This window comes from Rhodanobacter sp. FW021-MT20 (genome assembly GCF_041107475.1).
GTDB classification, from domain to species: domain Bacteria; phylum Pseudomonadota; class Gammaproteobacteria; order Xanthomonadales; family Rhodanobacteraceae; genus Rhodanobacter_A; species Rhodanobacter_A glycinis.
Map to the genome: position 1 here is coordinate 200,940 of NZ_JBGBPX010000004.1, position 13,397 is coordinate 214,336.

Annotated in this window: 8 protein-coding genes; 5 read left to right on the forward strand and 3 right to left on the reverse strand. The window is 63.6% G+C overall.

Going from position 1 to position 13,397, the window contains the following annotated elements:
• The first annotated feature begins 231 nt into the window (after positions 1-231).
• A complete protein-coding gene (locus AB7849_RS07550) occupies positions 232-2,343 on the forward strand; it encodes a beta-galactosidase (RefSeq protein ID WP_008208157.1) in 2,112 nt (703 codons plus the stop codon).
• On the opposite strand, the gene AB7849_RS07555 is transcribed toward AB7849_RS07550, so the two are convergent.
• Positions 2,336-3,493, reverse strand: coding sequence for a YbfB/YjiJ family MFS transporter (locus AB7849_RS07555; RefSeq protein ID WP_008208159.1), 1,158 nt, complete (start codon positions 3,491-3,493; stop codon positions 2,336-2,338). The two genes, AB7849_RS07550 and AB7849_RS07555, sit on opposite strands and share 8 nt — an antisense overlap.
• A gap of 96 nt (positions 3,494-3,589) precedes the next feature.
• Between AB7849_RS07555 and AB7849_RS07560 the strand changes: the two genes are divergently transcribed.
• Positions 3,590-4,498, forward strand: a complete 909-nt coding sequence (locus AB7849_RS07560) for a LysR substrate-binding domain-containing protein (protein ID WP_008208162.1) — start codon at positions 3,590-3,592, stop codon at positions 4,496-4,498.
• Positions 4,499-4,673: 175 nt separating this feature from the next.
• On the opposite strand, the gene AB7849_RS07565 is transcribed toward AB7849_RS07560, so the two are convergent.
• Entirely contained in the window at positions 4,674-6,023 is a 1,350-nt protein-coding gene (locus AB7849_RS07565) for a DNA polymerase Y family protein (RefSeq protein ID WP_008208164.1), read from the reverse strand.
• Between the two features lie 151 nt (positions 6,024-6,174).
• Positions 6,175-9,033: a beta-galactosidase gene (locus tag AB7849_RS07570; protein ID WP_008208166.1), complete on the reverse strand. Its 2,859-nt coding sequence runs from the start codon at positions 9,031-9,033 to the stop codon at positions 6,175-6,177.
• A gap of 211 nt (positions 9,034-9,244) precedes the next feature.
• Between AB7849_RS07570 and AB7849_RS07575 the strand changes: the two genes are divergently transcribed.
• The 3 genes from AB7849_RS07575 to AB7849_RS07585 all read left to right on the forward strand — a co-directional run bounded on the left by AB7849_RS07575 (position 9,245) and on the right by AB7849_RS07585 (position 13,380).
• Positions 9,245-10,396, forward strand: a complete 1,152-nt coding sequence (locus AB7849_RS07575) for an aldose epimerase family protein (protein ID WP_008208167.1) — start codon at positions 9,245-9,247, stop codon at positions 10,394-10,396.
• Positions 10,397-10,487: 91 nt separating this feature from the next.
• Positions 10,488-11,651 (forward strand): 1,4-beta-xylanase, encoded by a 1,164-nt coding sequence (locus AB7849_RS07580; protein WP_037098181.1) that lies wholly within the window; start codon positions 10,488-10,490, stop codon positions 11,649-11,651.
• A 349-nt stretch (positions 11,652-12,000) separates the two neighbouring features.
• Positions 12,001-13,380 (forward strand): TonB-dependent receptor plug domain-containing protein, encoded by a 1,380-nt coding sequence (locus AB7849_RS07585; protein ID WP_369500783.1) that lies wholly within the window; start codon positions 12,001-12,003, stop codon positions 13,378-13,380.
• Positions 13,381-13,397: the final 17 nt, after the last annotated feature.

Below are 13,397 nucleotides of genomic sequence, written 5' to 3' on the forward strand. Positions count from 1 at the left end.
GCCTCTCCTGTTACACCTCTATCCACACCGCGCCGTAACCGGAAACCGAGGCCAGAGAGGGGGCGCTATCGCTTGCGACGCTTCGCCTTCTCCAGCGCATGCGATTCCTTGCCGGACATGCAAGGGAAAGACAGCCAGACATGCTCCGCCAATGGCGCGATACTCGGCCAATCCGGTGATGGCGAGGCGGCAATGAAAATGATGACGCGAATGGCGGCAACTTGTGCGGCAATGCTTTTTGCCAGTCAGTTGTCGGCGACGGAAGTTGTCAGGCTTGCGGCGCCGGATGCCTCGGCGCGCATCGTGCTGCAGCAAGTGCAGCGCACGGGGCACACGGAAACGGCTGCCGATGGTGTTATCCAGCAGCGTTACGAGTTTCAGCCTGCCGCGCAGCCGCAGATTGTCATCCAGCCGGCTCAGGGTGCGTGGAACTGGAGCGGGCAGGGTGAGCTGCATTTGCGCGTGCAGGATGCGATGGCCTGGGCGGTGACGCTGGATGTGGATATCGACAGCGGCGCCGGCAAGCATCTGCACGCCACGCTGGGTGTGCTGCCGGGGCCGGCGCAGACGCTGGTGTTGCCGCTGCGCGCCATGTCGTCGCGCGCTTTCGGCATGCAGGTAGGTCCGCCGATGCCGTTCGACGATCATGGCCGGTCGGTGTTGCTGGCGACCACGGTGCGGGGCGATATCGACCTGCAGGCGGTGCATGCGATCCGCCTCGGCATGCCGGCGCCAAAGGCTGCGCAGACCTTGCTGCTGGGGAACGTCGAGGTGGAAGTGGGGGATGCCACGTCGCGCAATGCCTACACCGGCATCGTCGACCGCTACGGACAGTACACGCGCGAGAACTGGCCGGAAAAGGTCGACAGTGATGCCGCTCTGCGGGCAGCGCATGCACGCGAGCGGGCGACGCTGAAGACGGAGCTGGCCGAAGCGAAAGGACTCGATGCGTACGGCGGCCGCATGGACGTCCCTTTGCGCAAGACCGGCTGGTTCCACACGCAGAAGCAGGATGGCCGCTGGTGGCTGGTGACGCCGGACGGCCACGGCTTCTTCTCGCTGGGCGTGAATGCGATAGCCGCCAGCCAGGACCCCACCTATGTGCAGGGCCGCGAGTTCATGTTCCGTGACCTGCCGCCGGACAGCGGTGCATGGGCGGCGTTCTGGGGCACGGGTGACGATCGCCGTCCCGATGCGGGTGCCGGTGCCGGCATCGGTTACGACCACGGTCGCTGGTTCGATTTCTATCAGGCCAACCTGTATCGCGTCGATGGCAAGGGCTGGCTGGCCGCGTGGCGCTCACGCACGCTGGATCGCCTCAAGGCCTGGGGCTTCAACACCATCGGCAACTGGAGCGATCCCGCGCTGGGCCAGGCACATCGCCTGCCGTACACGCGCTCGATCGATATCCGCGGCGACTTCGCCAATGTCTCTTCCGGCTACGACTACTGGGGGCGCATGCCCGATCCGTTCGATCCCCGTTTCGTGCAAGCGGTGAAGGTGGCCGTGGCGAAGGCGAGTGCAGACGTGCGCAATGATCCGTGGTTGCTCGGCTACTTTGCCGACAACGAACTGGCCTGGGCCGGTATCGGGCCGCAGGGGCGCTGGGGGCTGGCCACCGGCACGCTGCGCGGTGACGCACGCAGTCCGGCCAAGCAGGCCTTCATCGCAGTGCTGAAGAAGAAATACGGCACACCGCAAAAGCTGGCCGCCGCCTGGGGCATGGCATTGGCCTCGTGGAACGCGCTAGAGACCACCGGCTTCGCCGCGCCGGCGCCGAACGAGGCGCACCCGGCCATCACCGCCGATTACGAGGCGTGGCTGCGCAACTATGCCGACACTTATTTCCGCACTGTCGCCGCGGCGATCCATCGGGACGACCCGCATCATCTGTTCCTCGGTGGTCGTTTCGCGGTGCGCACGCCCGAGGCCGTGGCGTCCTGTGCGCAGTATTGCGACGTGGTCAGTTTCAACACCTACACCGACATGCCGCAACATGGTTTCGATGCCGCCACCATGCACAAACTCGACAAGCCGGTGCTGATCTCCGAGTTCCACTTCGGCTCGAATGACCGCGGTCCGTTCGGCAAGGGCGTGGCCTCGGTATGGAACGAGTCCGAGCGCGGCCCGGCCTATGCGCGTTTCGTGCAGGCCGCGGCGAGTGATCCGGATATCGTGGGCACGCACTGGTTCGATTACACCGACCAACCCGTCACCGGCCGACTGCTCGATGGCGAAAACTCGCACATCGGCCTGGTCGGCATCACCGATATTCCGTTTGCGGGTTTCGTGAAGGCGGTGCGCGAAGTGAACGAGCAATTACGGTCGGAGCAGGCTAAGTAAGTGGGGCCGGCACACGGGATCGATGGCGCCGCGCAAACGCCAGCGCCAGCAGCAACGCCGCGAGGGTGGCGAGGCCGGCCAATTCCAGCGGTGCGGCAAAGCCGTGCCGGTGCGATGCCAGGGTGGCGGCCACCAACGGGCCGATGATCTGGCCGATGCCGAAGGCTGCCGTCAGTGCACCGATCAGCCGGGTGGGGTCGCGTGGTGCCAGTACGGCGGCTTCGCGCATGGTGAACATCACCACCGGCATGAGCGCGGCACCTTCCAGCACCGCACCCAGTGCCAGCCCGGTGGGCGTTGGCCAGTACAGGCAGGCCAGCGTGCCCAGCAGCATCGAGAAACAGCAACCGGCCAGTCCCACGTAATTGCTGCGCACGGTGGGCAGCACGCCCAGCAACAGGGTCGCCAGTACCGTGGCCACGCCGTACAGCGGCCAGAACCACTCGCGCAACGCAGGCAGGTGCAGTTGTGCGTCGGCAATCAGCGGCAGGAACGTCGCCGGAATCACATAGGCAAAGCCGAACAGGCCGTAGATGGCCACCAGCGGCCAGGTCGGGCCGCTTTCATGCCGCACATGGGATGCCGCCGGCGTTTGGCCGGGAGCGGCCAGCGTGCGCCAGGTCAATACGGTTACCACGGCACACAATGCGCCGGAGAGCAGCCACCAGCGTGCGGAATCCAGTCCGCCACCGTGCAGGGCGGCGACCAGGGTGCCGCTGACCACGATGCCGATGCCGGGGCCGCTGTACAGCAGTGATTCCAGCCCGATGCGGCCATGCGTGCGCAGGTGCGCCGTGCACCAGGCAATGCCATGCACCATCAGCATGGCGGCCGCCACGCCGGCCACGAAACGACACAGCAGCCACAACGCCAGTGACGGCGCCAAGCCCATGCCCAGCGTGCCCAGGGTCACCAGCAACATGCCAAGGCGCAGGGTGGTGCGTTGCGGCAGCGCCAGCGCCGCGCACAGCAAGGCGCCCAGCAGGTAGCCGATGTTATTGACCGAGGCCAGCCAGCCACCACCGATCAGGCTCAGTCCCGCATCGGCCTGCATCAACGGCAACAAGGGCGTGAGCATGAAGCGGCCGATGCCCAGCGCAATGGCCAATACGGTCATGCCGACGACGGCGAGACGGACGGGGGATCGCATGATGCGCTTCCGGCGATGGGGATGCGGCCATGCTAAGTCAGGCGTACCATCGTATATAGCGAATAATTACGAACATCATCATCGGAAAAATCGATCATGGACTTGCGTGCACTTGAAACCTTCCAGGCCGTCGTGGCGACGGGTGGCATCGGTCGTGCGGCGGCGAAACTGCACCGCGCCCAGTCCAGCGTCACCAGTCGCATTCACCAACTGGAGCTGTCGCTGGGCGTGCAACTGTTTCATCGAGAAGGCCAGCGCTTGCACCTCACTGCCTCGGGCGAAGCGCTGGTCGATTACGCCGGGCGCATGCTGGAATTGGCCGAGCAGACACGCGCCGCCGTGCGTGACAACGAGGCGGTGGGCCAACTGCGACTGGGTGCGATGGAGAGCGTGGCCGCCAGCCGGTTGCCGTATCCATTGGCGGAGTTTCATCGGCAGCACCCGCAGATCGCGGTGAATCTGCAAACCGCTTCCTCGCGTGGGCTGGTGGCGGATGTGCAGGCTGGCGCGCTGGATGCGGCCATCGTCGGGGAGTCGGTGGATACGACGCGCTTCCGCAGTGTTCCACTGTACGTGGAAGAGCTGGTGCTGGTGGCTGCTCGCGGCAGCGAGCTGTTGCGCGAGCCGAAACAGTTGGCCGAGGGTACCGTGCTGGTCTACCACAGCGAAGGGTGTGCCTACCGGCGACGACTTGGACAATGGCTGGAGGCGCAACATATCGTTCCCGCACGCATGCTGGAATTCGCGTCCTACCACGGCATCTTCGCCGCGGCCGCGGCCGGCGTGGGCGCGAGCCTGGTGCCACGGTCGGTATTGGAGGTGTTTCCGCAGCGCGATGCGTTGTCGGTGCGCGACATGCCACCGCGAGTGGCGCGACTGCAGACGGCGCTGGTCATGCTGCGCACGCGGCATCTGCCGGTGCTGGCGAAACTGGAAGCGTGCCTGCGTGAGGACGCTGCGGCCGTGCGCGGTGGGACCCGGCGCGGCAAGCGCACGCGAGGGTGACCATGGCGGCTCTCCGTGTGGCTCGCTTCGCGCCTACGCTTGGAGCCTGTAAAAAAGTCATCCTTTCGCCGAAAGCCCACGGCAGGAGCCCGCTCGCGGGCGATGCTGTTGGTCGGGATTCGGGAGAGCATTTTCCGCCAGCGAGCCCCTGCACGATTACTGCGGAAGCCGGATTTCAATAGCCACGTTTATCCCGCTCGCGCTTGCGATGCTCACCCTCGGTCATCGCCTTGAAGCGGTTCATGGTCTGCAGCCACAGCGCGTTGTGGTCGGCTTCGTTTTCGCTGGCTTCGGGGATGCGGCTGAACGGGATGCGCATCGGCGCGGCGTCGTGGGCGAGGGCGTCCTGCATGCCGCCGAAGTAGACCTTGTTGAGGCCGAACTTGGTGTTGATGCGGTCGATCACCGTGTCGACGTCACGTGCTGGCGTGGCCTGGGCGAACAGCGAGCCGCTGGTTTGCGCGCGCTCGCCGAGGCGGTGCAGGGTGACGCTGACCGATAGCGGCACGGCGCGCGCCGGACCGGGCAGTAGATGCCCAGGTCGGCGCCCGGCATCGAGCATGCCGCGCAGCAGGTGCAACAGCTCGCGGCTGTCGTCGGTGGGGCCGAAATTGAGATTGCCTTCCCAACGTTGGTCGACCCCGATGTAACGGATGCGCACGGCCATCGCACCGGCCAGCAAACCATCGCGGCGCAGCCGCATCGCTGCCTTCACCAGCAGTTTCTTCAGCACCGCGCGGGCGCCTGCCGGCGTGCGCAACTCCGGGCCGAGGACATGGGAATGACCGAGCGAGCTGCGCGTGGTTTCGGCGGTCGGCAGCCATGCACCGCGCAACAGACCCCACATGCGTTCGCCCTCGATGCCGCCCCAGGCCCGGCGCAACACCAGTTTCGATGCGGCAGTGAGTTGCGCCACGCTGCGGATGCCTTCCGCGTGCAGGCGCGCTTCCATTGAGGCGCCGATGCCACACAGGTCGCGCAGTTCCAGCCGATGCAGTGCCTGTGGCAAGTCGGCCTGTTCGATCACCACCAAGCCGTCGGGCTTCATCATGTCGGTGGCGGTCTTGGCGAGGAAATCATTCGGCGCGATGCCGACGGAACAACGAATGGCGCCACCTGGCGCAGACTTGGCGATTTCGTCCTTCACCTGCCGTGCGATCTGCTCGGCGATGGCGCGTTGGCATTGTCGACCGACCAGCTCGCAAGCCATCTCGTCGATCGAGCCCACATGCGCAATGGGAATCGCGCGATCGATCGCCGCTTTCAGGGTGCCGTGCCAGGCGACGTAGCGTTCGGGTCGTGCTACCACGATGGTGATGCCGGGGCAGCGTGCACGTGCCTCGCGCACCATCGTGCCGGTGCTCACGCCGAAGGCCTTCGCCTCGTAGCTGGCGGCGATCAGGCTGGTGGTTTCCGCATCCACCGGCACCACGCCCACCGGCCGCCCACGCAGCGCCGGCACCTCGTGTTGCTCGACCGAGGCGAAGTAACTGTTGAAGTCGACGAAAAGGCTGCGCAGGCTCATGACACGGGTTCCGGGACAGACCGGAACTTATAGTCTGCGCCTGTCGCGCGAGTGGAGACAGTGCCGACAGCGATCGGCCCGGATTCCGGCCACTTTCGTGGCAAGTATCCGGGCCGCACCCAGCGCTCTTCAGCCGGGATACCGTTTCCGCTTATCGAATCGCAGTGACATCAACCGGCGATGTGTACGAGCCGTAATCGATGAGCGAGACGGTGCCGAGGCCACCGGGCGAAGCGTCGGTCTTCCATACGGCGATGGTGATGTTGTTCTTCCCGTGCGGATCGATGATGCCGTCGGGAATCGGGAAGCGATGCTGCGGGCCGAGATCGGCGATGTAGTTGCCCATCTGCCAGCCGTTGACGAAGATCATCGCGTGATAGTGCCGACCCGGCGGATCGGTGATCTGCAGCCCCAGCGACGTATCTTGGCCCTTGGGCAGGGCGAGCGAAACGTTGCTGCGATACCACGTCACGCCGGGCTGTGCGGTGTTGGCCGGCAAGACTGCGGGTTGCCAGTCGGCAGGCTTGCCGGACTTGATCGGCCACTCGTGGCGCTCGCCATACAGACCGCCGAAATTGTACGGGCCGCGTTGCGGGTTTTCGTCGGTGATCGCCCCTTGCAGGCGCCAGGTGACTGCCTTGGCATCGGCGCCGATCGGTTCGGCCGAGACGATGCCTCGCGCCGTACGGTTCTCGCCGGTGGAGTCGTAGTCTTCCTCGTGCCCCATGTTGACGGTCAGTACCGAGACGACGTTGTCGCCCGGCACGAGCATGGTGGCGGGGAAGCTGAAGGCGCCGATTTCGCTGCGCGTCACACTGCCGAGGAAATGGCCGTTGAGCCATGCCGAGAAGGCGCCGCCCTTGCCGCCGCTGATGACCTTGAGCTTGAGGCCGGAAGGTGCGGCGTGGTGGGCGTCGACGGTGAAATGGCCGCGATACCAGGTGTTGCCGGTATGGAAGCCATAGTCATCGGCAAACAGCACCGGCAACGTGCCCGGCTTGGTGATGCTGCTGGTAGTGGTGAAGTTGGCGACGCGCCATTTGGAATCGTTGAAGTTGCGGGCAATCTCCGGGGCGCCGGCGCGGCGTGTCCAGTGATCGAGCTTTGGCAGCGTGATCGGTTGCGGCACTGGCAGGGTCACGGCCAGGCTCCCCGAAGCGGTGTGCGTGGCGGCGAGCGGCCGGCCATTCCAGGTGAGTCTGGATGCGTCGCCGGCGAACAATTCCGCACGGGCATCGCTGTCGCCATCACCGGTCAAGGCCAGGGTGCCATCGTCGTACTTCGCGCTGCGCAACAGGTGCGAGCCGATCATCAATACCGAACCCTTGGGGGTGTCTTGTCGCCAGACGCGCTGCGTGGCCTGGTCATCGCCGATCAGCGGCAACAGCGGCCGCTGGCCACCGTCGATCAGCACGCGCGCCAGACCGTCATGCCGGTAGTCCAGCCGCAGCCCGTGCTTGCCCCAGTGCTGACTCACCGTACCGGACAACACCGTGACCTTCGGTTGGGCGGCAAAGCCGAGCAGTGTCTCGCCATCGCTGCCATGGCGGCCGTAAAGCACGGCGATGTCGCGATTGCCGACCGTCGCGTCGGTCATCAGTTCGGATGTCGAATAAACCAGCCGTGTCGCACCGAGCATGTAGTCGGCCAGCAGCAACTTGCTCTCGCGACCATCGATGGTGATCGCGGTGCCGGCTTGTTGCGGCACGGTGAACGAGCCTTCCTTCAACGACAGTGTCAGATGCGCCGCTTCGACCGTCGACGCGGTGGTATCGCCGTGGCGAACAAGATGGAATTGCGTGCCGGTGTCCGGATTGATCCGCGCCCGATCGACGACACGCGGATTGTCGACCCGGCCCGCCGCCAACGCGTTGGTCTTGGTGATGGGCGTGACGGCGTGAAGGAAATAGCCGATCCGCTTGTCCTCGTAGTACTTGGGATCGAACTGGCGTCCCTCGGTGATCGCCGCACCGTAATCGTAGGAAGTGTAGTTCTGCGGGATCGCCTGCCAGCCCCACGAGGTGCCGCCGAACAGCATGTAGAAGTTCTGCGCCGTCGCCCCCGCCGCGATGTTTTCCTTGTAGAACACGTTGGCGAAGCGGTCGTTGATCAGCTGCGCGCACTTGGCGTAGCCGGGGCCGCCCCAGGGGTCGAACGCACCGCCCTGGAACTCGGCGGTGAACAGCGGCTCGCCGGCGAAGCGATGCGCGGCCATGTCCGGCGCCGGTTTCCATTGCGACGGATGCGAGCAGTCGAAGCCCTGCGGGTAATAGTCCCAGCCGCTGACATCGACCGCGCCCTTGCCGCTGACGAAGGTTGCGTTGTGGTTGCCGACCAGGGGCACGGTGATGCCGTCGGCGCGCGCCTTGTTCTCCAGGTGCTGCATGTATTCGCGACCCGCCGGCGAGCCGTTGTAGTACTCGTTTTCCACCTGATAGGCGATCACCGTGCCGCGGCCGTCGGTGAGCTGGTGCCGGGCGAGGATGCGGTCGATCTGCGTCATCCACTGGTCGGCGAGCTTGAGATAGGCGGGATCCGGGCTGCGGTTCCTGACCGGCTTGTCGGTCAGCCACAACGGGAATCCGCCGCTGTCGACTTCGGCGTTGATGTAGGGGCCGGGACGCGCGATCACGTAGATGCCGGCATCGCGCGCGTCATCCAGCAGCTTGTCGAGATTGCGCACGCCGCTGAAGTCGTACTGGCCTTCGCGCGGCGAGTGATATCCCCAGGAAAAGTAGATCGATGCGGTGTTGAATCCCGCCGCCTTCATCTTCTGGAAGATGTCCGGCCACAATTCAGGGCTCGGCAGGCGATAGGGATGGACTTCGCCCGACCAGAGATAGGTGCGCTTGCCGTCGATCAGGAAACTGTATTTGTCGAAGCTGACGCGGTGGGCCGTTGGCGTGGGTGCGGGAGCCGTGGCTTCGCCGCTCGTACGGGCTGATCCGGCGGCTGCGAGTGCGAGGCTGCTTGCGACCAACCCTGCCTTGATCCATTGACGATGCTTCATTACGGCCCTCCTCGTGATGTGATCAACGCAACTGGCGGAGCCCTTTGCCTTTCAGGTTGGTGTCGCCTCAGCGAAGCGGGCTTCCTGAAAGCCATCATGCCTGCGCGGTCAGAAATGCGTGAGCTGGATTTTGACACTTGTCAATTGTCATATTATATGTTCTCGTTCATGCGTGCTTCACGCGTTGGCTCCCATTCGGCAGGGCATCATCATGAACAAGCGTCTATTCGGAAACACCCTTTTCCTGTCGCTGCTGGCGACGTCTTCGCTGGCCATGGCAACGGATGCCAGGCAGGCCACTTTCGGCACCATGCCCGATGGCCAGAAAGTCGAGGTGGTGACGCTGGACGATGGGCATGGCTTTACCGCACGTGTGATCAGCCTGGGCGCTGCCCTGCAGTCGCTGATGCTGCCGGATCGCCACGGCAAGTCTGCCGATGTGGTGCTGGCCTATCCCGACCTGCACGACTACCTGGCCGATCCGCAGTACTTCGGTGCCTCGGTGGGGCGCTTCGCCAATCGCATCGGCAAGGGTCGCTTCACGCTGGATGGCAAGACCTACCAGCTCACGCTCAACGATGGCCCCAATTCGCTGCACGGCGGTACGAAGGGTTTCGACAAGGTGGTGTGGCAGGTGGTGAAGGTGGTGAAGTCACCCGAGCCCAGCGTGACGCTGCGGTATGTCAGTCCCGACGGCGACCAGGGCTATCCGGGCACGCTCACCGCCACTGCCACTTATACGCTCAAGGCCGGCCACGAACTGGATATCGATTACACCGCGACCACCGACAAGCCGACCATCGTCAACATCAGCAACCACACCTACTGGAACCTGGGCGGCGAAGGCTCGGGCAGCATCTACCACGACATCCTCACGATTCCAGGCAACAGCATCACGCCAGTCGATGCCACGCTGATTCCTACCGGCGAATTCCGTTCCGTGGCGGGCACCCCTTACGACTTCCGACATGGCAAGCCGATCGGTCGCGACATCCGCGACGGCAAGGAAGAGCAATTGTTGCGCGGGCATGGTTACGACATGAACTGGGTCATCAGCCGCACGAAGGCCGCCGCGCCGCGCCTGATGGCGAAGGTGGAAGATCCGCACAGCGGCCGCGTGCTGACGCTGCTTTCGGCGCAGCCGGGCTTGCAGTTCTACTCGGGCAACTTCCTCGACGGCACCAGCGTGGGCAAGTCCGGACGCATCTATCGCCAGGGCGATGCCTTCGTGCTGGAACCGCAGATGTTCCCGGATACGCCCAACCACCCGGATTTCGGTTCGGCACGACTGGCACCGGGGCAGACCTATCACAACCACATCATTTATCGGTTCTCGGTGAACAAGGAAGCCGGGAAGCACTGAATGAAAGCATGCCGCCCCGGTTGCCCTCGTGGCCCGGGGCATGTATCGAGGCCACCGCGTCGGCGGTGATGCCGCCGTCACCGGAGGTTTCATGAAACACATATGGTCCTGTCTACTGGTCGCCCTGGTGGCGATCATCACAGGTGTCCCGGCGCATGCGGATTCATCCGCTTCCGCGCGTTGGACGAAGGCGCAGGCAAATGCCTGGTACGCAAAGCAGCCTTGGCCGGTGGGCAGCAACTATGTCCCCTCCGATGCCATCAACGAATTGGAGATGTGGCAGGCTGCCACGTTCGACCCGAAGCGTATCGACCAGGAACTGGGCTGGGCGCAGTCGCTGGGCATGAACACCATGCGCGTATTCCTGCATGACCTGCTGTGGAAGCAGGATCCGGCCGGTTTCAAGAAGCGCATCAACGCTTTCCTGGTGATCGCGGCGAAACACCACATCAAGCCGATCTTCGTGCTGTTCGATTCCTGCTGGGATCCGGATCCGAAACTGGGTCCGCAGCATCCGCCGATTCCCGGCGTGCACAACTCCGGCTGGGTGCAATCACCAGGTATCGCGATGGATGATCCAAGCCAGTACCCGCGCTTCGAGCATTACGTGAAGGACATCGTGGGCAGCTTCGCCAAGGATGATCGCATTCTCGCTTGGGACGTGTGGAACGAGCCGGACAATCCGGGCGGTGGCAATTACGCCGATCACGAGCCGAAGGACAAATTCCAGCGTGTGGCCGAGCTGCTGCCGCAGGTATTCACCTGGGCACGCAGCGAGCATCCGACGCAGCCACTCACCAGCGGCCTGTGGCATGACGATGACTGGAGCCCCTCGGCACACCTCAACGCTGTCGAACGGACGCAGGTCGAGCAATCCGACATCATCAGCTTCCACAACTACGGCTGGCCAGAGGATTTCCTGCGGCGGGTGGACCAGCTCAAGCCGTATGGCCGACCGATGATCTGCACCGAGTACATGGCGCGCGGCGCCGGCTCCACCATCGATGGCGTGCTGCCGATCGGCAAGCGGCTGAATGTCGGCATGGTCAACTGGGGCTTCGTCAACGGCAAGACACAGACCGACCTGCCATGGGATTCCTGGCAGCGGCCCTATACCGAGCAACCGCCGACGATCTGGTTCCACGACCTGCTGCATGCGGATGGCACGCCGTATCGCGAGCGCGAGGCGCAGATCATTCGCGTGCTGAGCCATTCGCCCAAGGGTGTGGTGCCGGCATCCGCATTGAGCCCCTGAGGGCCTTCTGACAGGCGGTGATTCAAGGCCGCCGCTGGATCGGTCATTGACCACGAAAACGCCCGGCATGCCGGGCGTTTTCACGTGTGCGTGATCCGTAAATTCGAGGCGCTGCGCTGCAGCATGACAAGCGAGTGCAACTGATGCATTGTTGGTCATATAGTACGACAAATGCAAAATTGTCAGACTATTTGAAATTCCGTCGAATCGGGCTTTTCGGTGCGACGGGCGTGCTTTTGAGGAGCGTGCCAACGGGCTGTCGAGCCGGTATGGGCGAAAGGCACCGAAGAGCGAAGGCAATGCTCTACCCGATCATCACGACATACAGAAAAGTTCTGGGGAGAATTTCATGAAGCACCCGATTTTGATTACCTGCACGGCGACACTGCTGGCCAGCGCGATCAGTGCCTGTCTGTTCCCGGTACATGCGGCTGATGCCACCCCGGCGGTCAATGCTGCCCCGGCGCAGACGGCCGATGCATCAGCTTCGTCTACAGAAACCAAGGCAGCCAAGAAGCGCAGGGAGGAGCAGGACAAGAAAAATGCAGTCAACCTGTCGACGGTCAATGTGACTCCTCTTCGCAGCAGTCTCGAGAGCGCGCAGGAAATCAAGCGCGACTCCAGGATGATCGTCGACTCGGTGGTCTCTGAGGATATTGGCAAGTTGCCTGACAACTCCGTGGCCGATGCCCTGCAACGCGTGACGGGTGTGCAGGTGTCGCAGGGCTTCCAGGGCGAGACCACCGGGGTAGTGGTACGCGGGCTTCCGAATGTGGCAACTACATTGAACGGCCGGGAAATCTTCGGGTCCGGCGGTCGCTCGTTTGCCTTTCAGGATCTGCCGGCTACGGCAGTCAGTGCGCTGAAGGTGTACAAGACCACCGAGGCAAGCATGATCAGCGGCGGCATTGCCGGCACGGTAGACATGCGTACCTACCGGCCTTTCGACTTCGAGGGAAGCAAGGTTGCGATCAGTGTTACCGGAACGCATCAGAAAACGGCGGGTCATACTGATCCGACCGCCAGCATTCTGCTCAGCAATCGCTGGAAGACCGACTACGGTGAATTCGGTGCCCTCATCAATGCGGGCATCACCACCATGCATTACGACTACAACGTTGCCTACGTCGACAGCAATCTGACCAGTGTACTGAACGACGGCCACGGTAACCCGGTGCGCAATTCAAATGGTGACCTGGTGGTTGGTAACAATCAGTACGGGGCCAACTACAACGTGGGCTGGCGCAAACGGCCCGAGGCCAACTACGCCTTGCAGTGGAAGCCCAACGATAGCACTGAGGTCTATATGGAAGGCCTCTACACCTGGATGTCGGACAAGTACAACCAGACCTACTATTTCTCCGGCCCGCAGAATCAGGTGGCTCCCAACGCGCTGACCACCAGCAGCCAATGTTTCCCGATCGGCCTGACCGGCTCGCAGTACTTTGGCCAGAACATTTGCCCGATCACCAGTGCGCAGTACACAGGCAATTACTATGCGGCTACCAGCACCCAAGCCAGGCACGAATGGGGACAGAACGTCCAGAATGCGATCGGTTTGAAGTGGCATGGCGACAATCTGAAGCTCTCTACCGACCTGAGCCGCAATTCAGCCAGTTACGAAGTGGACAACTTCGTCATTGACACATTCCTGGATGCCTACAACACGGGCTCTCTCGCGTCTGGTGTGGTTGACACGACGGCGATCTTGCCTCGGATGCGGTGCTGAGTGCACGCTTGGCGGAT

Excerpts from the sequence above, each read along its gene's own strand:
- AB7849_RS07550 (WP_008208157.1), top strand. The coding sequence starts at position 232 with ATGCTTTTTGCCAGTCAGTTGTCGGCGACGGAAGTTGTCAGGCTTGCG.
- AB7849_RS07555 (WP_008208159.1), bottom strand. The coding sequence starts at position 3,493 with ATGCGATCCCCCGTCCGTCTCGCCGTCGTCGGCATGACCGTATTGGCC.
- AB7849_RS07560 (WP_008208162.1), top strand. The coding sequence starts at position 3,590 with ATGGACTTGCGTGCACTTGAAACCTTCCAGGCCGTCGTGGCGACGGGT.
- AB7849_RS07565 (WP_008208164.1), bottom strand. The coding sequence starts at position 6,023 with ATGAGCCTGCGCAGCCTTTTCGTCGACTTCAACAGTTACTTCGCCTCG.
- AB7849_RS07570 (WP_008208166.1), bottom strand. The coding sequence starts at position 9,033 with ATGAAGCATCGTCAATGGATCAAGGCAGGGTTGGTCGCAAGCAGCCTC.
- AB7849_RS07575 (WP_008208167.1), top strand. The coding sequence starts at position 9,245 with ATGAACAAGCGTCTATTCGGAAACACCCTTTTCCTGTCGCTGCTGGCG.
- AB7849_RS07580 (WP_037098181.1), top strand. The coding sequence starts at position 10,488 with ATGAAACACATATGGTCCTGTCTACTGGTCGCCCTGGTGGCGATCATC.
- AB7849_RS07585 (WP_369500783.1), top strand. The coding sequence starts at position 12,001 with ATGAAGCACCCGATTTTGATTACCTGCACGGCGACACTGCTGGCCAGC.